At 64.5% G+C, this 20,160-nt stretch carries 15 protein-coding genes; 5 read left to right on the top strand and 10 right to left on the bottom strand.

Translation table 11 applies throughout. The features are described from left to right. Positions 1-88: 88 nt before the first annotated feature. From lapD to HWQ56_RS21590, 3 genes are all read right to left on the bottom strand, one after another. Positions 89-2,029, bottom strand: a complete 1,941-nt coding sequence (gene lapD, locus HWQ56_RS21600) for a cyclic di-GMP receptor LapD (RefSeq protein ID WP_158154300.1) — start codon at positions 2,027-2,029, stop codon at positions 89-91. A gap of 9 nt (positions 2,030-2,038) precedes the next feature. After that, positions 2,039-2,746 (bottom strand): cysteine protease LapG, encoded by a 708-nt coding sequence (gene lapG / locus HWQ56_RS21595; RefSeq protein ID WP_158154301.1) that lies wholly within the window; start codon positions 2,744-2,746, stop codon positions 2,039-2,041. 165 nt (positions 2,747-2,911) lie between these two features. Beyond that, the gene (locus tag HWQ56_RS21590) at positions 2,912-3,499 is read right to left on the bottom strand and encodes a UPF0149 family protein (RefSeq protein ID WP_158154302.1); all 588 of its coding nucleotides are present in this window, start codon (positions 3,497-3,499) and stop codon (positions 2,912-2,914) included. A gap of 255 nt (positions 3,500-3,754) precedes the next feature. Here HWQ56_RS21590 and recQ point away from each other — a divergent pair, with 255 nt between their 5' ends. The 4 genes from recQ (at position 3,755) to HWQ56_RS21570 (ending at position 8,931) form a co-directional block, all read left to right on the top strand. Further along, entirely contained in the window at positions 3,755-5,896 is a 2,142-nt protein-coding gene (gene recQ / locus HWQ56_RS21585) for a DNA helicase RecQ (RefSeq protein ID WP_176571749.1), read from the top strand. Positions 5,897-6,021: 125 nt separating this feature from the next. Beyond that, the gene (locus HWQ56_RS21580) at positions 6,022-6,459 is read left to right on the top strand and encodes a MarR family transcriptional regulator (RefSeq protein ID WP_176571748.1); all 438 of its coding nucleotides are present in this window, start codon (positions 6,022-6,024) and stop codon (positions 6,457-6,459) included. A gap of 86 nt (positions 6,460-6,545) precedes the next feature. Next, positions 6,546-8,642, top strand: coding sequence for a FimV/HubP family polar landmark protein (locus tag HWQ56_RS21575; protein WP_245217796.1), 2,097 nt, complete (start codon positions 6,546-6,548; stop codon positions 8,640-8,642). A 7-nt stretch (positions 8,643-8,649) separates the two neighbouring features. Beyond that, positions 8,650-8,931, top strand: coding sequence for an Rdx family protein (locus HWQ56_RS21570; RefSeq protein WP_158154305.1), 282 nt, complete (start codon positions 8,650-8,652; stop codon positions 8,929-8,931). 55 nt (positions 8,932-8,986) lie between these two features. On the opposite strand, the gene HWQ56_RS21565 is transcribed toward HWQ56_RS21570, so the two are convergent. From HWQ56_RS21565 to HWQ56_RS21545, 5 genes are all read right to left on the bottom strand, one after another. After that, positions 8,987-9,442 carry an REP-associated tyrosine transposase gene (locus tag HWQ56_RS21565; RefSeq protein WP_176572462.1) on the bottom strand — a complete coding sequence of 152 codons (456 nt, stop codon included), beginning with the start codon at positions 9,440-9,442 and terminating at the stop codon, positions 8,987-8,989. 624 nt (positions 9,443-10,066) lie between these two features. Then, positions 10,067-10,363, bottom strand: a complete 297-nt coding sequence (locus HWQ56_RS21560; protein ID WP_176571747.1) for a DUF6124 family protein — start codon at positions 10,361-10,363, stop codon at positions 10,067-10,069. 390 nt (positions 10,364-10,753) lie between these two features. After that, entirely contained in the window at positions 10,754-11,935 is a 1,182-nt protein-coding gene (locus HWQ56_RS21555; protein ID WP_158158039.1) for an osmoprotectant NAGGN system M42 family peptidase, read from the bottom strand. 74 nt (positions 11,936-12,009) lie between these two features. Next, complete coding sequence (ngg, locus tag HWQ56_RS21550; RefSeq protein WP_158158040.1) at positions 12,010-13,755, bottom strand: N-acetylglutaminylglutamine synthetase; 1,746 nt, start codon at positions 13,753-13,755, stop codon at positions 12,010-12,012. 3 nt (positions 13,756-13,758) lie between these two features. After that, positions 13,759-15,531, bottom strand: coding sequence for an N-acetylglutaminylglutamine amidotransferase (locus HWQ56_RS21545; RefSeq protein WP_176571746.1), 1,773 nt, complete (start codon positions 15,529-15,531; stop codon positions 13,759-13,761). Between the two features lie 290 nt (positions 15,532-15,821). On the opposite strand from HWQ56_RS21545, the gene HWQ56_RS21540 reads away from it, so the two are divergent. Next, the gene (locus tag HWQ56_RS21540; RefSeq protein ID WP_176571745.1) at positions 15,822-16,583 is read left to right on the top strand and encodes a helix-turn-helix transcriptional regulator; all 762 of its coding nucleotides are present in this window, start codon (positions 15,822-15,824) and stop codon (positions 16,581-16,583) included. A gap of 59 nt (positions 16,584-16,642) precedes the next feature. Here HWQ56_RS21540 and HWQ56_RS21535 read toward each other — a convergent pair whose 3' ends face one another. Further along, the gene (locus tag HWQ56_RS21535) at positions 16,643-17,725 is read right to left on the bottom strand and encodes a lipocalin-like domain-containing protein (RefSeq protein WP_176571744.1); all 1,083 of its coding nucleotides are present in this window, start codon (positions 17,723-17,725) and stop codon (positions 16,643-16,645) included. Further along, the gene (locus HWQ56_RS21530; protein WP_176571743.1) at positions 17,715-20,159 is read right to left on the bottom strand and encodes an ABC transporter permease; all 2,445 of its coding nucleotides are present in this window, start codon (positions 20,157-20,159) and stop codon (positions 17,715-17,717) included. Before HWQ56_RS21530 ends, HWQ56_RS21535 begins: the two co-directional genes overlap by 11 nt. Position 20,160: the final 1 nt, after the last annotated feature.

Below are 20,160 nucleotides of genomic sequence, written 5' to 3'. Positions count from 1 at the left end.
GGGCGAAGCTCGGGAAGGCCGCGCCGCGGTTCGGCAGGTACAGCGCGTTACCCCCGAGCCCGATTTTGTGGGGTCTACGGGCGTTCTCTCAAATCTGCGCTGCAGGCGCGCCGATCAAGCGGCCCATCGCGCCATGCAGTCCCAGCTCTTTGAGCACCTCCAACTCACCCGCCGTTTCCACCATCTCGGCAATCAGCGGCATGTCGATGCTGTTGGTGGCGCGGTAGATGGCTTCGATGAACAGGCGTTTGTCACTCTGCTGATCGATGGCGCGGATGTAGCTGCCATCGATCTTCAAGTACGCCAGGCCCAGGTGCGTCAGGTTGCCGATCTGGCTGAAGCGCCCGCCAAAGTGCTGCAGGCCCAGGCGGTAGCCGGTGTCGCGGATGGCCTGGCTCAGGGCCTGCATCTGCTCAGGCGGCGGCAAGTGGTGTTCATCGGCCTCCAGGGTCAGCAAGTGCGCCTGGCCGGGGTTGGCCTTGAGCAGGTCCAGAATGGGCGTCAGGTACTCTTCGCGGCGCAAGGTCGTGCCCGACAGGCTCAGCGCCAGGGGGTGCGGGTGCTCCTGCAGGTAATCCAGCGTGTGCTCAAGCATGGCCAGGTCAAAGCGCGCCGACCAGCCCAGGCGCTCGATCCAGGGCAGGAAGTGCCCGGCCGCGACGGCCTGGCCCTCGGCGTCCAGCAGTCGTGCCAACACCTTGTGGTGCAGGATTTGCCCCGGTTCGGCGCACGGCACTACCGGTTGAAAGAAGAGTTTGAGCTTGCGCTGCTGCAGCGCCTCGTCGATCCACGCCCGCCATTGGTGGGGGTTCTGGATGGGGGCGCCATTGAAATGCGCCAGCACCGCCCAGTGCTGCGGTTGGTTCTGCGCCTCGGTAAGCGCCTGGTCCAGGTGCATGTACACGGTGTTGGGTGCCTCGCCCGGTTTATAGGCCACGGCACCGATGTGTGCCACGGGCGTGCAGTCGCTGGCGCCCGTGAGGTAGAAATTCTGCAGTTGGCGGCTGAGGTCATCGGCCAGGCGCCGCGCGTCATCGGCGGTGATGCCTGGCGCCAGCAAGCTGAACTCGCCACCGCGGTTGCGCGCGGCCGTCCAGCGGCTGCGGCGCGGGTCTTCGAGCAGTTGCTTGAGCACCTCGCCCACCTCGGCGATCAGCGCATCGGTGCGCTGGCCGCCCAGGCGCTGGTTGAGGCCGGCCAGGTCATTGACCCGCAGCATCAGCACAAAACCTTCGCTGTTCTGTTCGGTAACGATCAACTGGTTGGTCAATTGGGTGTCGAACAGCCGGCGGTTGGCCAGGCCGGTGAGGCCGTCCTGATAAGACTCCTCACGCAGCTTCTCACTGCGGGCCGCTTCCTCGGCGAACAGCGCCTTGAGCTTCTCCACCATCTGGTTCATGGCCAGCACCACCCGCCGCAGCTCCGGGGTGCGCGGTATGCGGGGCAACGTCAGGAACTCGCGATGGCTGATGGCGTTGGCCTGGTTCACCATGTTGTCCAATGGGCGCAACTGCTTGCGCAACAGCCACCCGCCAAAAATGGCGCTCAACAGGCCGCACAATGCCAGCCACGCCAGGCTGCCGATGGCCGTTTCCCATAGCTTGGCCAAGGCAAATTGCGGGTTGCTCTGTACCTCCACTCGTGCGGCCTGCTCCCACCCGCGCATCACCAGGGCATCGCCACCCTGGGGCTGGAGGTTCACCAGGCTGACGAACCAGGCCGGGACCTCGCCAGTGCCAGGGGGCGAGGTGCGCTCCACCAGGGTGCTGTTATCGGCCAGGTTCACCACGCGGATACTGGAAAAATAGCCGCTGTCGAAAATCGACGACACCATCAGCTCGATCATGGCGGGGTCGTCAACATGGGGGGCCAACGACAGCCCCAGCGCCGTGGCAGCGTCCTGGCCATGGGAGCGCAGTTGGCTGAGCAGCTGTTCGCGGGAATTTTCCAGGCCCACGAAAAAACTGCCGCTGAACGCCACCACCAGGAACAGGCAGATCGCCAGGAACAGTTGCTTGAGTAATGACATCGGGCACTCCTATCCATCGCCAATGGCAAAGCCTTCGGCTTTCATTTTCTGCAACACATCCTGCCAGCGGGACAGCTTCTTGCTGTCGCTGGTTCGGGCATTGGCCGAGGCACCCGGCAGGTACACGCCCTCGGCGTTGAAGGCATACACCGGCAGCAGGTCTTTGCGCTGTGACGCGGGCCTGATGTCAGGTTTGAGATTGTCCAGCACCAGCGGGTCGGCACGATCGGTGGCGTAATACGTCAGCACCATGTGCGCCTGGTTCAACTCCAGGGCCTTGACGTAGGTGATACGCAGTTTGTCAGCGGACACCCCCAGGCGTCGCAGGCTGAAATATTTGGCGATGGCATAGTCTTCACAGTCCCCGGCGCCTTTCCACAAGGCTTCCAGGGGCGTGGCCCAGTAATCTTCGACGTGCCACACCGTCATGTCGTCCTTGAACGCCATCTGGCGGTTGAAGAAACTGTTGACCAGCGCCAGCTTCTCCAGCTCGGGTTTGTCACCGCTGGTCTGCAATAACCTCGCCCAGGCTTCCATGCGCTCGCGCGCCGAGCCCAGCCCGCCATAGCGCTGCTCGGCCTTGCCGATGATGTGCGGGAAGTCCCACTCAGCCCAGTTCTGACCGGCGACGGTCAGCGACAGGCACAGCGCCACCCAACCAAGCAGGCGCCATAGCCTGGGCGAAAGCCATCCTTGTCGACGCGGGCGAGGGGGCATGCCGGGGGACTCTGTGTTCAGTGGGCAGAGTTTAGGAGATGGCGAACGGACAGCACAGCGGTGGGGAGAATATATTTTTGCTCGGGCAAGTAGCGGGTGCATGACCGCGTACTTCCCGGCCCCACAGGGGAGGGGGCCGGGGATCGGCTCTGGGGCCGAAAACGATCAGTGGTGGCGCGGCTTGAGGATCGCGGGCTTCTCGTCCGGGGCATTGCACAGCAGGTACAGGGCGGTCAGCGCTTCCGGGATCTGCACGATCATGTCGTCCTGCAGGTTGGCATCGGCAGCGATGTCTTCGAACTCGGGTTGTTCGTCGAAGAGGCCCGAGCCCACCATGATCGGCAACAGCATTTCGCTGACTTCATCTTCGGCGGTCTCGAACCACGCCGCTTCGCGCAGGAACACGCCTTCCATGAAACCGATGCACCAGCCGCGCAGCTCGGAATCGTCCGGCTCTTCGGTCAGGTCCAGGTCACAGGGCAGTTCGAATTCCTCGTCGCTGGCCAGTTGCCGGGCGATGTGGGCCTTCAGGGCCACCAGGGTGCCTTCGATCTCTTCACGCTGGGCGGCATCGGCGTAATGCGGCTCTTCGGCGAACAGGGCGTCGATCCACTCGCGCTCCGGCACGTCCTCGGAACAGATCGACAGCGCGGTCAGATAGCCGTGAGCGGCCACGTAGTCCAGCGCTTCATCGTGCAGGTCATCGGCATCGAGGAAGGCTTGCAGACGGTTCAGTTGCTCAGCGAAGGACATTAAAAGGCTACCTTGGAGAATTTACGATAGTGAATTCTAGGCCTTGTTAGGCCACCTGCGCCACCCAAGCCTGTAAAACATGGCCTTATCAGCGGCGCCCTGCACAGGCGGGCGCTCGGGTATAATGCGCCGCTTTGGCCGTTTCACGCCCTGAAAGGTTGCCCTGGCAACGGGCGCTTACGCATTTTTGCGTGAAACGCGCGCGTTTTTCATCCAGCCTTGGGCCCGGATGGTTCTGCGATATTTGGAGTGCATATGCTCGAACAGGCTCAACGCGTCCTTAAGGACATCTTCGGCTACGACAGTTTTCGGGGTCGCCAGGGTGCCATTATCGAACGCGTGGCCAGCGGCGGCGATGCCCTGGTGCTGATGCCCACCGGCGGCGGCAAGTCCCTGTGCTTCCAGGTGCCCGCGCTGCTGCGCCCGGGCCTGGCGGTGGTGGTCTCGCCCCTCATCGCGCTGATGGACGACCAGGTGGCCACCCTGGAGGAACTGGGCGTGGCCGCGGCCTCGCTGAACTCCACCCTCAGCGCCGAGCAGCAGCGCGACCTGGCCGCGCGCATTCGCCGCGGCGAAGTGAAGATGCTCTACCTGGCCCCCGAGCGACTGGTGCAGCCGCGCATGCTCGACTTCCTGCGCAACCTGGACATCGCCCTGTTCGCCATCGACGAAGCCCACTGCGTGTCACAGTGGGGCCATGACTTCCGCCCCGAATACCTGCAACTGGGCCAGCTGGCCGAGCAGTTTCCCCATGTGCCGCGCATTGCCCTGACGGCCACCGCCGACAAGCGTACCCGCGAAGAAATCGTCACCCGCCTGCACTTGCAGGACGCCGAGCGCTTCCTGTCCAGCTTCGACCGGCCGAACATCTTCTACCGCATCGTGCCCAAGGAAAACCCGCGCAAGCAACTGATGACCTTCCTGGCCGAGCGGCGCAGCGACGCAGGCATCGTCTATTGCCTGTCGCGCAAGAAGGTCGATGAAACCGCGGCGTTCCTGTGTGAACAGGGCTTCCCGGCGCTGTCCTACCACGCTGGCCTGCCGGCCGACGTACGGGCCCAGAACCAGAAGCGCTTCCTCAACGAAGAAGGCCTGATCATGGTCGCCACCATTGCCTTCGGCATGGGTATCGACAAGCCCAACGTGCGTTTCGTGGCCCACATGGACCTGCCCAAGTCGCTGGAAGCCTATTACCAGGAAACCGGCCGTGGCGGGCGCGACGGTTTACCGGCCGATGCCTGGATGGCCTACGGTCTGCAGGACGTGCTGATGCTCAAGCAAATGCTGCAGAACTCCGAGGGCGACGAGCGCCACAAGCGCGTGGAGCAGCACAAGCTCGATGCCATGCTGGCCCTGTGCGAGGAAACCCGCTGCCGCCGCCAGGCGCTGCTGGCCTATTTCGATGAGGACATGCCCAAGCCCTGCGGGCATTGCGATAACTGCATCGACGGCGTGCAGACCTGGGACGCCACCGAGCCGGCGCGCCAAGCGCTGTCCGCCATTTTCCGCACGGGGCAGCGTTATGGCGTGGGGCACCTGGTCGATGTGCTACTGGGCAAGGACACCGAAAAGGTCCGCAACTTTGGCCACGAGAAACTTTCAGTGTTTGGCGTGGGCAAGGCCCGCGGCGAGCACGAATGGCGTTCGCTGTTCCGCCAACTGGTGGCGCGTGGCCTGGCCGACGTCGACCTCGACGGCTACGGCGGCCTGCGCCTGAGCGACACGTGCCGGCCACTGCTGCGCGGGGAAGTCACCCTGCTGTTGCGCCTGGAGCCCAAGCCACAGAAAGGGGCGGGCACCACGCGCAGCGGCTCCGGCAGCCCTGCCAGCCAACTGGTACGTGCCGAAGAGCGTGACCAGTGGGAAGCCCTGCGTACCCTGCGGCGCAAACTGGCCGAAGAGCACAGCGTGCCGCCGTATGTCATCTTCCCTGACTCCACCTTGCTGGAAATGCTGCGCAGCCAGCCAGGCAGCATGGCGGAAATGGCCCAGGTCAGCGGCGTGGGCGCTCGCAAGCTGGACCGCTACGGCGAGGCGTTCCTGGCCGTCCTCAACGGCGGGGCGGAGGAAGCACCCCGGGCCGTGGCCGACATTCGCCATGAGCTCATCAGCCTGGCGCGCGCCGGCATGACCCCCGCGCAGATCGCTGGCCAGTTGCAATGCAGCGAGAAAAACGTCTACACCCTGTTGGCCGAGGCCATCGGGCAGCAGCAACTGTCGCTTGAGCAGGCGCTCGATCTGCCCGAAGACCTGATGGGAGAGGTGCAGGACGCGTTTCTGGATGGTGAAGGCGAGCTGCCGCCCGTGACCGACGTGGCGCCGCTGTTTGCCGGCCGGGTACCGGAAGGCGTGCTGTACTGCGTCAGGGCGGCGTTGCAGTCCGAATTCGAAATGTAGGGTCTTTCATTCGTCATTTTGTATATAGCGCAATACAAAAACGTTCAGGCATGAGTCTTGCCTCTTTATCAAGGCCATGATTAGCTCGCTAATAGTTAGTTTTGTCCTTTTACCATGAGTCGCTTATGCCGTTGACTGATCAACACCGTTTCGGAATGCAACTGGCCCAGATGTCCCGGGGTTGGCGTGCGGAGCTGGATCGCCGCCTGGCTGGCCTGGGCTTGTCCCAGGCGCGCTGGCTGGTGCTGCTTCACCTGGCTCGCTTCGAGCAAACCCCTACCCAGCGCGAACTGGCCCAGAGCGTGGGCGTCGAAGGCCCTACACTGGCGCGCCTGCTCGACAGCCTGGAAAGCCAGGGCCTGGTTCAGCGCCAGGCGGTGCTGGAGGACCGGCGGGCGAAAAAGATCCTGCTGTGTGAATCCGCCCGGCCATTGATCGAGCAGATCGAAACCATCGCCAATGCCCTGCGGGCCGAACTGTTCGCGGGCGTGGATGAGGCCGAAATGCGCGTGTGCATGCGCGTGCACCAGCAAATTCTGGACAACCTCGAGAAGAAATCCTGAACGACAGGTTGCCACAGGCTTTGAGAAAGGGCGGTTCGCCGTCTATAACCAGAATGACAGGAAGCCGGTTCCAAAAAGGGATTCTCATGCTAGAGCGTTCGCGGCCCATGCGTTTCGGGCCTTTCTCCAGATCGATCATCGCTGCCCTGTTGGCTGCCGTTTTGGCGGGCACCGCCGCCCAGGCCCAAGCGCTGGGCCTGGGTGATATCACCCTGCATTCCTCCCTGGGACAGCCGCTCAGCGCCGACATTGCCCTGGTGGATGCACAAGGGTTGGACAATGCCGACCTCTCGGTGGCCCTGGCCTCGGCGGATGAATTCGCCCGCGCGGGTGTCGACCGTGCCTTCTTCCTCAACGACCTGCGTTTTCAACCGGTGCTGCGCGGCGACCGCAAGTTCATTCACGTCAGCAGCTCCAAGGCGGTTACCGAGCCATACCTGGATTTCCTGGTGCAGTTGAACCGGCCCAGCGGCCAGTTGCTGCGCGAATTCACCGTGCTGCTTGACCCGCCGGGCACGGTGAACCTGCCGCCAGCGCCCAAGCTTGATGACAGCCCGGTAAGCAGCATTGCCAGCGCTGCCAATGCCACCAGCGCGCCAGTGCGCCCCGCAGCGCCGAAAGCCCCCGTAGCGTTGCCCCCAGCCACCCAGGGCAAGCACCTGGCTGTGCAGAAGGGCGATACGTTCTGGAGCATTGCCACACGCCTGCAGGCAGCGGGCACACCGACGCCGACCGCGGTACTGGTGCGCGACCTGCGCGCGCTCAACCCCGGCCAGCTCAAAGCCGGGCAAAGCCTGCTGCTACCCGATGTCGCCGTGTTGCCAGCGCCAGTGCCTGCTGCACCGCCGACACCCGTGGCGGTAGCGCCCGTGGCCGATGCCGTCCCTGCGCCCGCACCCGCGACCGGCACCGTCGCGCCGGCCGAGGCGACGCCTGCGGCCGAGGCTGGTGCGCCGTTCCAGCCGTTGCAGAAGGACGTCGATGAACTCAATGGCAAACTGCAAGCCTTGCAGGCGCAGATGACGGCCAAGGACCAGCAGGTGCAGCAGTTGCAGAACCAGCTGGCTCAAGCTCGCGCCGCGCGCGCGCCTGCCCCGGCATTGCCGGTGGTCGATGACAGTGGCGATTTCCCCTGGCTGCCCATTCTGGGCGTGGTCCTGATCCTGCTGCTGTTGGCCGGCATGGTCTATAACCGTCGCCGCCAGCAGGGCACGCTGCTGGCGCCCGCCGTGGTATTCGCTACGCCTGAGCCGGACGTGCTCATCAAGCCAGCCCAGGAAGAGGCAGTGCCCGCCTGGGAGTTGACCGAAGACGAGCCATCGCCCGCGCCGCGGCGTGAAAGCGGCCCGGCCACGGACGCCCTGGACGGGGCCAGCATTTACATTGCCTACGGCCGCTTCAACGAAGCCTCGGCCATTCTGCGCGAGGGCTTGCAGAAAGAGCCGCACCGCACGGATCTGCGCTTGCGCCTTCTGGAGGTGCTGGGCCAGCAGGGCGACGTCGCCGGTTTCGCCGAAGAAGAAAAGGCGTTGCTGGCGCAGGATTTCAACGCCGCGAAAATCGACGCCATCCGCGAGCATTACCCCAAGCTGCAACCTGCGCCGCAGCCCGTGGTAGCACCGTCGCTGGCGGCCGTCGCCGCTGTGGCCCCGGCCATTGCCGAAGCACCCGTGGAACCGCCGGCGGCAGCCCCCCTGGAAGATTTCCAGCTCAACCTGGACGACCTGTCCATGGATGCCGACTGGGACCTGGTAAGCCCCTTCGATCCGGCGCCGGCACGCAAACCCGGTGATACATTGCCTGACGCCGCCGAGCCGGTCACTGAGGAATTTGCCAGCAACCTGAAGGAATTCCCTGACGTCTACGAGCTGCCGGACGAACAGTTTCTCAGCGATTTTGCCGAAGACCTTTCGGTGGAAGAAACCAAGCCAGCCGACGGGCTGGATGACGCCTTCCTGGACAACTTCGTGGCGGGGGCCGACCTGCCGGAACTGGATGCCCTGACCGTCGATTTCGACGCCCTGGACAACCCGGAGGCCTGCACGGAAAAACTGGAGCAGGCGCAGCATTGCATCGACCAGGGTGACCTGCGCAGTGCTGCTGACCTGTTGCATGAGGTATTGCGTGAGGGTGAGGAAGCCGACAAGCAGGCCGCGCGTCAGCTGCTATCGAAAATCGCCTGAGGTTGCCATGAGCCCGCATCGTCCACAGATTGTCATCACCTACTGCACCCAGTGCCAATGGCTCCTGCGTGCCGCCTGGCTGGCCCAGGAGCTGCTCAGCACCTTTGCCGACGACCTCGGTCGGGTGGCCCTGGAGCCTGGTACCGGCGGCGTCTTCCGCATCACTTGTGACGACGTGCAGATCTGGGAACGCAAGGCCGATGGTGGCTTCCCGGAGGCCAAGGTGCTCAAGCAGCGCGTGCGCGACTGCATCGACCCGCAGCGCGACCTGGGTCACAACGACCGCTGAAAGTTGTCCCGGGTGATCCGTTGGGGCATGCTCTGTGGGGCCACGTGACACCGCGTCAAAGCCAAACGGCGTCCCACAGCGCATAATCCCGGACGCTGCGCACCAGGCCGGCCCTGACGGGATTGGCAACCACATAACGCGCCAGGTGCTTGAGATTTTCATCCCGGCGTACCGCCTTGTCGTGGAAGCCCTTGCGCCACAAGCTGCCCTTGCGCCCGGTCGCTGTATTGACGGCGGCTGCGGATCGGGCTTTCACCCGGCACACCATCTGCGACAAGTCCCCCGCGGTCAGCTCCACCAACCAATGCAAGTGGTCTGGCATTACTACCCAGGCAATGCTGCGAGCATAGCCCCGCTGTTCCTCCCTCACCATTTCACGCACTACCAGCCGTCCTGTCTGCCAATTGGCGAATACCCGTTCACGGCCGTAGGTGATGGTAGTAATCAAATAGACCCGACCGTGTTCGGATACGCGCCCGGTACGTAAACGGTGTTCGTGAAAAATAGGCATGTCCGTTGCATCGAGCTTGAAGGGAACGGCTACCTTATCGCAGGCGTCGCAGATGAGTGCGTAAGGCAAGGTAGCGAGGCATTTCAGGGGCGGCCGCGGTGTCGAGATTTGCCCTGTGGTGGGTTTACTCTGTGGGACCGGGCGAAGCTCGGGAAGGCCACGCCGCGGTCTGCCTGATACACCGCGCTGCCCGCTTCCCGAGCTGGCGCCCTGTCCCACAGGGTTGGCCGCGGAGGCGGGTTTTGCCCTGTGGGACCGGGCGAAGCTCGGGAAGGCCACGCCGCGGTCTGCCTGATACACCGCGCTGCCCGCTTCCCGAGCTGGCGCCCGGTCCCACAGAGGATGGCCGTGATGGTGGGGGTTTACTCTGTGGGACCGGGCGAAGCTCGGTAAGGCCACGCCGCGGTCTGCCTGATACACCGCGCTGCCCGCTTCCCGAGCTGGCGCCCGGTCCCACAGGGTTGGCCGCGGAGGCGGGTTTTGCCCTGTGGGACCGGGCGAAGCTCGGGAAGGCCGCGCCGCGGTCTGCCTGGTGCACCGCGCTGCCCGCTTCCCGAGCTAGCGCCCGGTCCCACAGGGGGGGCCGCAGTCGCGGGTTTGCGCTGTGGGATGGGGTGCGGCTCTCTAGCGGTACTGGTGAATGCCGTCGATTGCGGCATCTACCAACGGCTTGGCCAATTCCACCAGATGAAACAGCGACATTGCCTGCTTTCGCTCATGGCCCTGCAGGCCGTCGGCGTGCTCGTAGGTGCTGCTGGCCAGGCAATCGAGCAGGTGGGAGGCATGCATCAGCGCCTCCTCGGCAGGCAGGCCGGGGCGGACGGTGAAGAGTGTGAGGTTGGCTTCGGTCAGAGGGCCGAATGATGTTTCGGCGGTGAAGGGGGCAGGGTCTTTGGGTGGGGCGGGTACGAGGTCTGACATTCTGGCGGCTCCAAATAATTTGAAGACTGCCAACTACCGCTCTCACACGAATAGGTGGCAGCCACGTACGGGGTGAGAGAGCCGATCAAAGCCGCCAAATCAGCCAGGCATACGCCTCCCGTACATGGCTACCGTAAGTATTGTGACGGCAAACAAACGACCGACAAAGGACTTTATGGCACCACGCAGGGGGCTTTGATTAGCGGACTCTCACATCCGGTCATTGATGTGCAATGACCTAGGTAACGTATCCCCTATGCCGCTCCGGGAACAACACTGAGGTTGTTTCAAAAGCTGTCCGCTTTCGGAAGCGTGATAGCTGCCAGGGCAGGGCGGGCGGCGCTCGATCTTGGGAGCGCCAAAACCCCCGGGGGCTACCCCCTAACCCCTCTACCTCTGGCCCACCAACGTATCCACCGCCGGCACCCGTGTCTCACTTTCCATCTGCGCATCATGCTCCAGCTGATGGCTAAACCGCTCCAACGACCCATGGGCCGGTTGCGCATCGCTGGCAAACACCGGTGGGCTGAGTATGTAGGCGGTCAATATCCGGCTCAGCGCCTGCAGACTGTCGATGTGCGTGCGTTCATACCCATGGGTGGCATCACAGCCGAACGCCAGCAAAGCAGTACGAATGTCATGCCCCGCGGTTACCGCCGAGTGTGCGTCACTGAAGTAATAGCGGAACAGGTCTCGGCGTACCGGTAAGTCATGGGCCTGGGCCAGGCTCAGCAAATGCCGGGACAGATGGTAGTCATAAGGACCACTGGAATCCTGCATCGCCACGCTCACCGCATGCTCGCTGGAATGCTGCCCCGGTGCGACCGGCGCGATGTCGATGCCGACGAATTCGCTGACGTCCCACGGCAATGCACCCGCGGCGCCCGAGCCAGTTTCTTCGGTGATGGTGAACAGCGGGTGGCAGTCGATGGGCGGCTGTTGGCCGCTTTCGACGATAGCCTTGAGACTGGCCAGCAAGGCCGCCACGCCGGCCTTGTCGTCCAGGTGGCGGGCGCTGATGTGGCCGCTGTCGGTGAATTCGGGCAGGGGGTCGAATGCCACGAAGTCGCCAATGTTCACCCCCAGCGATTCGCAATCGGCGCGGGTCGCGCAGTAGGCATCCAGGCGCAGCTCCACATGGTCCCAGCTGACCGGCAGTTGGTCCACGGCCGTGTTGAAGGCGTGCCCCGACGCCATCAGCGGTAGCACGCTGCCACGGATCACGCCCGTGTCGGTGAACACGCTGACGCGGCTGCCTTCGGCGAAGCGGCTGGACCAGCAACCCACCGGCGCCAGTGACAGGCGGCCGTTGTCCTGAACGGCACGAACGCTGGCGCCGATGGTGTCCAGGTGCGCGGACACCGCACGGTCGGGGGAATTCTTCTGGCCCTGCAGCGTCGCGCGAATAGTACCGCGGCGGGTCAGCTCGAAGGGTATGCCCAGTTCTTCCAGGCGCTCGGCGACGTAGCGCACGATGGTGTCGGTGAAGCCGGTGGGGCTGGGGATGGCCAGCATTTCCAGCAGTACCTTTTGCAGGTACTGGGTGTCCGGCTCGGGGATGTGGGTGGTCATGAGGACCTCCTGAAAATAGGGGAATGGCGTGGGGGCCCGGTCCTGCAGAGACCCCACCGCCGATTCTGAAGGCGTCAGCTCAATACCTGACAGTGGGGAAACAGCAGGTCCACGAACTTCTGTGCCGTGGGCCGTGGTTCGTGGTTGGCCAGGCCGACGCGCTCGTTGGCTTCGATGAACACGTACTCGGGCTGGTCAGCCGCAGGGACCATCAGGTCCAGGCCCACCACCGGAATGTTCAGTGCGCGGGCCGCGCGCACGGCGGCGTCGGCCAGTACCGGGTGGAGGATGTCGGTGACGTCCTCCAGGTGCCCACCGGTATGCAGGTTGGCCGTGCGGCGCACCGCCAGCACCTGACCAGCCGGCAGCACGGTGTCGTAGTCCACACCGGCGGCGTGCAGGGTGCGCTGGGTTTCATGGTCCAGCGGAATGCGGCTTTCACCACTGGTGGCCGCCTGACGGCGACGGCTCTGGGCTTCGATCAGCGCGCCGATGGCGTGCTGCCCGTCGCCGACGATCTGCGCCGGGCGGCGGATGGCGGCCGCCACCACTTCGAAGCCGATGACCACGATGCGCAGGTCGCAGCCCTCGTGGAAGCTTTCCAGCAGCACGCGGCTGTCGAAACGGTGGGCGTGCTCGATGGCCTGCTGCACCTCATCCAGCGTGCTCAGGTCCACGGCGACGCCCTGACCCTGCTCGCCGTCCACCGGCTTGACCACGATGCGCCCATGCTCCTGCAGAAAGTCATCATTGTCGTCGGCACTGCCGGCCAGTTGCTGGGCAGGCATGCTCAGCCCGGCGGCGCTCAGCACCTTGTGGGTCAGGTGCTTGTCCTGGCAGAGGTTCATGCTGATGGCGCTGGTGAGGTCGCACAGCGACTCGCGGCAACGAATGCTGCGGCCGCGGTGGCTGAGGGTGAACAGCCCGGCATCGGCGTCATCGATCTGCACGTCGATGCCGCGGCGCAGGGCCTCGTCGACGATGATCCGCGCATAGGGGTTCAGTTCGGCACCCGGCCCCGGCCCCAGGAACAGGGACTGGTTGATGCCGTTCTTGCGCTTGATGGCGAAGGTGGGCAGGGCGCGAAAGTCCAGCTTGGCATACAGGTTCTTGGCCAGGCGGTTGTCGTGCAGCACGGACAGGTCAAGGTAACTCAGGCCCCGGCTCATGAAGTGCTCGATCAAGTGGCGCACCAGCACTTCGCCGACGCCGGGGCGGGTGCAGCGCGGGTCCACGGCCAGGCACCACAGGCTGCTGCCGTGTTCCGGGTCGTGGAAGGCTTTTTGATGGTTCAGGCCCATTACGCTGCCGATCACCTGGCCGCTGTCCTCGTCTTCAGCCAGCCAGTACACCGGCCCCCCCTGGTGCCGCGGGGTGAGGCGGGTGGGGTCGATGGGCAACATGCGGCGCTTGAGGTACAGCTGGTTGATGGCCTCCCAGTCGGCGTCGCTTTGCGCCCGGCGAATGCGGAAGCCGCGAAATACCCGCTGCGCTGGGCGGTAGTCGCTGAACCACAGGCGCAGGGTGTCGGAAGGGTCCAGGAACAGGTGCTGGGGCGCCTGGGCCAGCACTTGCTGCGGGGCTGCCACGTACAGGGCAATGTCGCGTTCACCCGGGTGCTCGTTCACCAGTTCGGCGGCAAGGCTGGCGGGGTCGGGAAACGTATGCCCGATCAGCAGCCGGCCCCAGCCGCAATGCACCGCGTGGGGCTGGCCATCGGGCACGCTGCCGTCTTCGGCGAAGCGCGCCTGCAGGCGTTCATAGGTGGGCGACTGGCCCCGCAACAGGCGCTGATTGTAGGCGGTGGCATGGGCTTTCATCGGTCAGATTCCTTGTTCGCTGAGCCACAGGTTCAGGGCGGCGAGTTGCCACAGTTTGGAGCCGCGCAACGGCGTCAGTTGGCCCTGGGGGTTGCTCAACAACTGGTCAAGCATGGCCGGCTTGAACAGGCCACGGTCCTGGCTGGGGTCCAGCAGCAGGTCGCGCACCCAGTTCAGGGTGTTGCCTTCCAGGTGCTTGAGGCCGGGCACCGGGAAGTAACCTTTCTTGCGGTCGATGACTTCGCTGGGAATGACCAGCCGCGCGGCTTCCTTGAGAACCTGTTTGCCACCGTCCGGCAGCTTGAAGCGCGCGGGCACACGGGCCGACAGTTCCACCAGGCGGTAGTCCAGGAACGGGGTCCGTGCTTCCAGGCCCCAGGCCATGGTCATGTTGTCGACACGTTTGACCGGGTCGTCGACCAGCATCACGGTGCTGTCCAGGCGCAATGCCTTGTCCACGGCGGCATCGGCACCGGGCATGGCGAAATGTTCGCGGACAAAATCACCGGCGGCGTCGTTGGCCGTCAGCCAGGCCGGCTGCACCGTGGCGGCGTAGTCGTCGTAGCTGCGGTCGAAGAAGGCCGCGCGGTAGGCCGCATACGGGTCGCTGGCGCCGTCCACCTGCGGGTACCAATGGTAGCCGGCGAACAGTTCATCGGCGCCCTGGCCGCTTTGCACCACCTTGCAGTGCTTGGCGACTTCGCGCGACAGCAGGTAGAAGGCGATGCAGTCATGGCTGACCATTGGCTCGCTCATGGCGCGAAAGGCCGCGGGAAGCTGCTCGATGATCTCGGCTTCGTCGATACGCAGTTGATGGTGCTGGGTACCGTAGTGCTTGGCGATCAGGTCGGAGTACTGGAATTCGTCACCGCGTTCGCCGCCAGCGTCCTGGAAGCCAATGGAGAAGGTCGACAGGTTGTCCACCCCCACTTCCCGCAGCAGGCCCACGAGCAGGCTGGAGTCGACGCCGCCCGAGAGCAGTACGCCTACGTCCACCGCCGCGCGCTGGCGAATGGCAACGGCTTCGCGGGTGCTTTCCAGCACGCGGTCCCGCCAGTCTTCCAGGCTCAGGTCCGCTTCGTCGGCGCGGGGGCCGTAGGGCAGTGTCCACCAGGTTTTCTGTTCGGTATTGCCATTGGCGTCGATGCGCAGCCAGGTGGCAGGTGGCAGCTTTTCAATGCCGGCCAGCAGCGTGCGGGGTGCGGGCACCACGGCATGGAAGTTCAGGTAGTGGTTCAAGGCCACCGGGTCCAGCATGGGGCTGATATCACCCCCCTTGAGCAGTGCTGGCAGCGCCGAGGCGAAGCGCAGGCGCTGGCCAGTGCGCGACAGGTAGAGGGGCTTGACCCCCAGGCGGTCGCGGGCGATGAACAGGCGTTGGTTGTCGCGTTCCCAAATGGCGAAGGCAAACATGCCATTGAGCTTTGGCAGCAGGCTCTCACCCCAGGCGTGGTAGCCCTTGAGCAGCACTTCGGTATCGCCGCCGGAATAGAAGGCGTAGCCCAGTGCTTCCAGCTCGGTACGCAGCTCCGGGAAATTGTAGATAGCGCCGTTGAAGGCCAGGGACAAGCCAAGGTGCTGGTCGACCATGGGCTGCGCCGAACCGTCGGACAGGTCCATGATCTTCAGCCGCCGATGCCCCAGGGCAATGGGCCCCTGGCTGTGGAAACCCCAGGCATCCGGGCCGCGGGGGGCCAGGTGGTGGGTTATGCGTTCAATGGCCGCGAGGTCGGCCGGTTGCTGATCGAAACGTAATTCACCTGCTAATCCGCACATAATTCCTTACCGGTTTTCCGTTGGGGAGGGCGCCGTGAAGAGGGCGCGCTTATGAAACTGACAGGCAGGGGCAGCAGGAGTTTCAGAACATTCGGTGATTAGCGTGGCGAGGTCCGATCAATCTACCTGGCCACACGGACTTATGAATTACCCAGCTCGTCTGACTTCCGGGTTTAAGCAAATACTCTAATTAAACGTTTGTTTGAATGTAAAGTGTGTAAATAGCGACTCAATCGCGATTCGTTATTGGCGCGCTTTGCGCAGGTGAACTAAATTCGTTCTGCATCTAAATGGATCCAAAAAAAAATAATCTTCAGTTGGGTGATGGTATGCATTGGTTAGCGAATGACCTAGACCGATTTTCCTGCGGACAGGATGTCGATGCTATTTTTGATGCGCTGCTGTGGGGCGCAATGCAGCTAGGGTTCGAACATTGTGAAGTCGTTGTTTTCGCTGAACGTCATGGAAAAAGGCTGATCCACTTCCAACGTCATAATTATCCACCTGTCATAAGTTGTTTCAATAATGAGAATCCGCAATGGATGCTCGCGTTACTCTTTGAGAAGTTGTCGAATACTCAAATTCCCCAGCTATGGGATGATGAGCTGTTCAGCGTTTGTCCCGATACACGGCAGCATTGCCAAGCTCACGGACTCTGCCACGGCGTGACGCGAATGGTGCAAGGCTTGCATGGTTGTAACACTTTGATCAGCCTTTGCCGACGTGAAGACGGTATTACAGCGCAGGAGTTCTATGACAAAGTGGCTGATGTGCTGTGGCTGACGAATCTGGTGCATGGTGCATTGGCGCCTCGTTGGCGGGACACCTCTCCAAGGCCCGACTCCAACAGGGTTGCCCGTCCACAATTGTCCAGCCGTGAACTGGAAGTGCTCAAATGCGCCTCGCAGGGCATGACCTCGGAGCGTGTGGCAACCGCCCTGGCGGTCAGCCAGAGGACCGTCAACTTTCACATTGCCCGCTGTATCGAAAAACTCGGTGCCAGCAACAAGTTGTCGGCGGTCGTGAAGGCCATGCAGCACGGACTCATCTAGGCTTTGCACGCCATATGTCCCAGCTCCGCCAGGCGGCCTTTCATACCGGCCCTGGTGGTTTAATATCCGGTCATTTCCAGGTACCCCTGGCCTGCGTGGCTGCCTGTGATGCGCACCGGACCCTCCCAGTAAGGCGGGGTAACCTTCATCCACGCGTCGGGGTTGAAGGCCTCGACCCGTATATCCAGCCCGTGGGTGGGAATCCTGACCTGCCACTGGGTGGGCGCACGGTGCTGGTCGAGCGTGGCGTTGGCGCCCATGGGCCGCAATTGCACCTGGCCGCTGTCCAAGGCCTCGCTGTGGCCATCGGCATCCGTCCAGCTGCCACTGACGAAGTCCGGGCCGCCTTGTTGGCGCAAGCGGAACAGCATGACCTGGGCGCCGTCGTCCAGGTGCAGGGAAAACCAGTCCCAACCCTGCTGGTTGGCTGCCAAGGGCTGGCTGCTCCACTCGTGGTCCAGCCAGGCCTGGCCGGTGACATGCCATTGGCCGTCGGGGGTCTGCACCTGGCCGCTGACCTGGTAGAACGGCTGGCTGTAATACCAGGACGCCTGGCCCTGTTGCGATTTCTGGCTGTAGCCCTGCACACCCTGCAGCACCAGGGGGCGGTCCGTGCGCAGGTTGAGTTCATAGCTGAAATCGGCGGCGCGGGCCTGCACGCGCAAGTTGCCAAGGTGGGCGGTCGACGGGGCGGGATTGTCCAGGCGCCAGTCGTCTATCCAGGCTGCAAATGGCTGTGTTTCCACCCCAGCCTGGCCGATACCACCGCGGGCCAGCGCCTGGGCGCTGTGTTGCCAGTTCGCGCCGGTCAGCGCGGCGTGCCCCAGCCACACGGTGCGGTGACTCCAGCCAGGCGCTTCGGCACCGGGCGCCTGGGCGCTGCGGAACAGCGTCCACTGGGCGCCGAATACGCTACCGTCGGCAGCGCTGAGGTTCGCCGTCACGTACCACCACTCGATGCGGTAGTCGGGATGGGCGCCATGGTCGCGGGGGAACACCAGCGGGGCACCCGGCGTCACCTGGGCGAAGCCTGCGGCCTGGCCCCCCAGGCCGGCAAATCCCGTGGGCGGCGGTGGGGCGTCGCAGGCGCTCAGCAGCAGGCCGAGCAATCCGATGCCTACAGCCTTTTTGCTAACGTTCATCGGCAAACACCCTGAGCAGGTCCGTCGGTTGGCTGCGCAGCAAACGCACCATGGGCCAAAGTGAGGCCAATACCGTGGCCAGCATCGCCCACCCCAGCAGTTGCAACAGTTGGCCGGGGAACAGCTGTAGCGGCAGCCGCCAGCCGAAGGCCTGCACATTGACAACGGCCACCAGGCACCAGGCCAGTAACACGCCAAGCGGCAAGGCCAGCAACAGGGTCAACAGGCTCAATAGCCAGGTCTGGGCCAGGTTGAGCAGGATCAGCTGGCGGCGGCGCATGCCCAGTGCCCACAAGGGCGCCAGTTGGGCCAGGCGGTTATCGCTCTGGGTGAGCAGGCTGATGAACAGCGCCACCGCGGCCACGGCCAGCGTCAGGGTATCGAGGGCACGGGTGGCGCTGAAGGTGCGGTCAAATACCTGCTGTGCCCAGCGTTTGAGTTGGCCTTGGTCCACCAGGCGCTCATCGCTCAGGGAAAAGGCCGCCTGCAGGTCGTGCTTCATGCCGGCTACCGCTGCGGGTGGCAGGCGCAGTGCCAGCCGCGTGGGTGGCTGCGCCGGCCACAGGCGTTGCCAGCGGGCCGCGTCGAGCAGCACATGGCCTTTGGGGTTGCCGTAGTCGGCGTAAATGCCCACCACGGTCTGTGAGCCTGCCCCGGGCAGCACCACGGTGTCGCCGATGCCGACCTTCAGTCGCCGTGCCAGTTGTTCGCTGAGCATCAGGGTGTCGTCATTGAACAACTGATCCCAGGGGTTGCCCGCGGCCTGCTCAAGCAGAGGCCAGTGCTCGCGGTACAGCGGGTCGTCGACAACGCCATGCACTTGCACGGGCCAGCCCTGGAGGGTGACATCCTGTTCGCGTTCCGGCAGGACGGCCTGAACCTCGGGCCGTTGTTGCAGCCAGGCCTGGACCCGGGCGGTTTGCGCGGCGTCGTTGGGGTGCAGGTAAAGCTCGGCGACGAGGCGTTGTTCCAGCCAATGGTCGAAGGTTTGGCGAAAGCCTTGGGTCATGCTGGAAGCACCCAGGTTGGTGGCCATGGCCAGCAGCAACGCCATCAGTGCCAGGCTCAGGCCGGGCAGTTGCTGCCGGCAGTCAGCCAGAAACCATTGGCCGCTGGCGCTGGACGACGGCAGGCGGGCCAGGCAGGCCAGCAGCAGTTCGAGCAGCACCGGCAATGCCAGGGCGGCGGCCAGCAACAGGCAGGCCAGCAGGCTGAAGCCCGCGGCAAGGCTGTTTCCCCATCCCGCCAGCGCCAGGGCCAACACGGCCAGGACCCCGGCCGCCGCACCCTGTCGGCGCAAGCCCTGGCGGTAAGCCCCTTGCCAGGCTTGGTGGCTGGCCAGTGCCAGCAGGGGCAAGCGGGCAGCTCGCCACAGGGTATGCCCGCAGGCCAGCAGCGCGCCCGCCAGGCTCAAGGCGACGGCGGCCAGCCACCAGTGCGGGCCCAGGCTGAGCTGGTTGCCCACTTCTGCGCCATACAGGCCGCGCAGGCTGGCCGCGACATCCGGCAGCAGCGCACTGGCCAGGCCGTAGCCGCTGGCCACCCCCGCCACTGCACCCAGCAGGGCCAGCGCCGTGAGTTCCAGCAACAGTGCCACCACCAGCAGGCGGACGCTTACGCCGCAGGCGCGCAGGGTGCGCATCAGCGCTCGTCGTTGCTCCAGCGCCAGGCCGATGGCGGCCTGGGCGATGAACAGCCCGACCACGAAAGCCAGCAGGCCCAGCGCGGCCAGGTTCAGGTGCAGCGCCTCGGTGAGCCGGTTCATGTCCTGACCGGGGTCGCTGTGCTGGCGTTGCAACTGCCCGGCCAGCTCGGCTGGCAGTGCGCCTTCGAAACCCTCGGGCAACAGCAGGCGTGAGAGTCGCTCTGGCATCCCCAGCAGGGCCTGGGCACGGCTGATGTCCATCAACAACACCCCGGGTGCCATGTCGTCGCGGGCTTGCAGGGGCGGCAGCCGCGCGCCGGCGTCATCGCCCTCGTGCAGCCCCAGGGCGCGCAGGGTCTGGCGCGACACCCATGTCACGCCGGGGGTGCCGATGAAGCGGTAAAGGTCGGCCTCGCTGGGCACTTGCCCGGCCAGCGCGGTGTGGGTCGGTAAGGTCAATGGGTCGATGCCGGTCACGGTCAAGCGCTGGCCGTTGAGGTCCAGGCGTCCTTGCAGCAGGGGCGATACCGGCCAGCCACGGCGGCGCAGGTCGACGAACAGCGCTTGGGGCAGGTCGTCGCCCTTGCGAGGGGCGAGGCTGGTCTGGGCGCGGCCACCAATCAGTTCACTGGCCAGGGCGTAGCTATGGCGAGCCTGGCCATTCAGGGCTTGCACGCCGATCAGCAGGGTCGTGGCCAGCCATAGCCCCGCCAGGACACTGGCCAGTTGCAGAGGATGCAGACGCCAGTGGCTGAGCAGGGCGACCAGGGTCCACCACAGGCTGGCCATC

It is taken from the genome of Pseudomonas eucalypticola, from assembly GCF_013374995.1.
Classification (GTDB): domain Bacteria; phylum Pseudomonadota; class Gammaproteobacteria; order Pseudomonadales; family Pseudomonadaceae; genus Aquipseudomonas; species Aquipseudomonas eucalypticola.
Note: the sequence above shows the minus strand (reverse complement) of the source record. Positions and strands in the feature narration are given on the sequence as shown.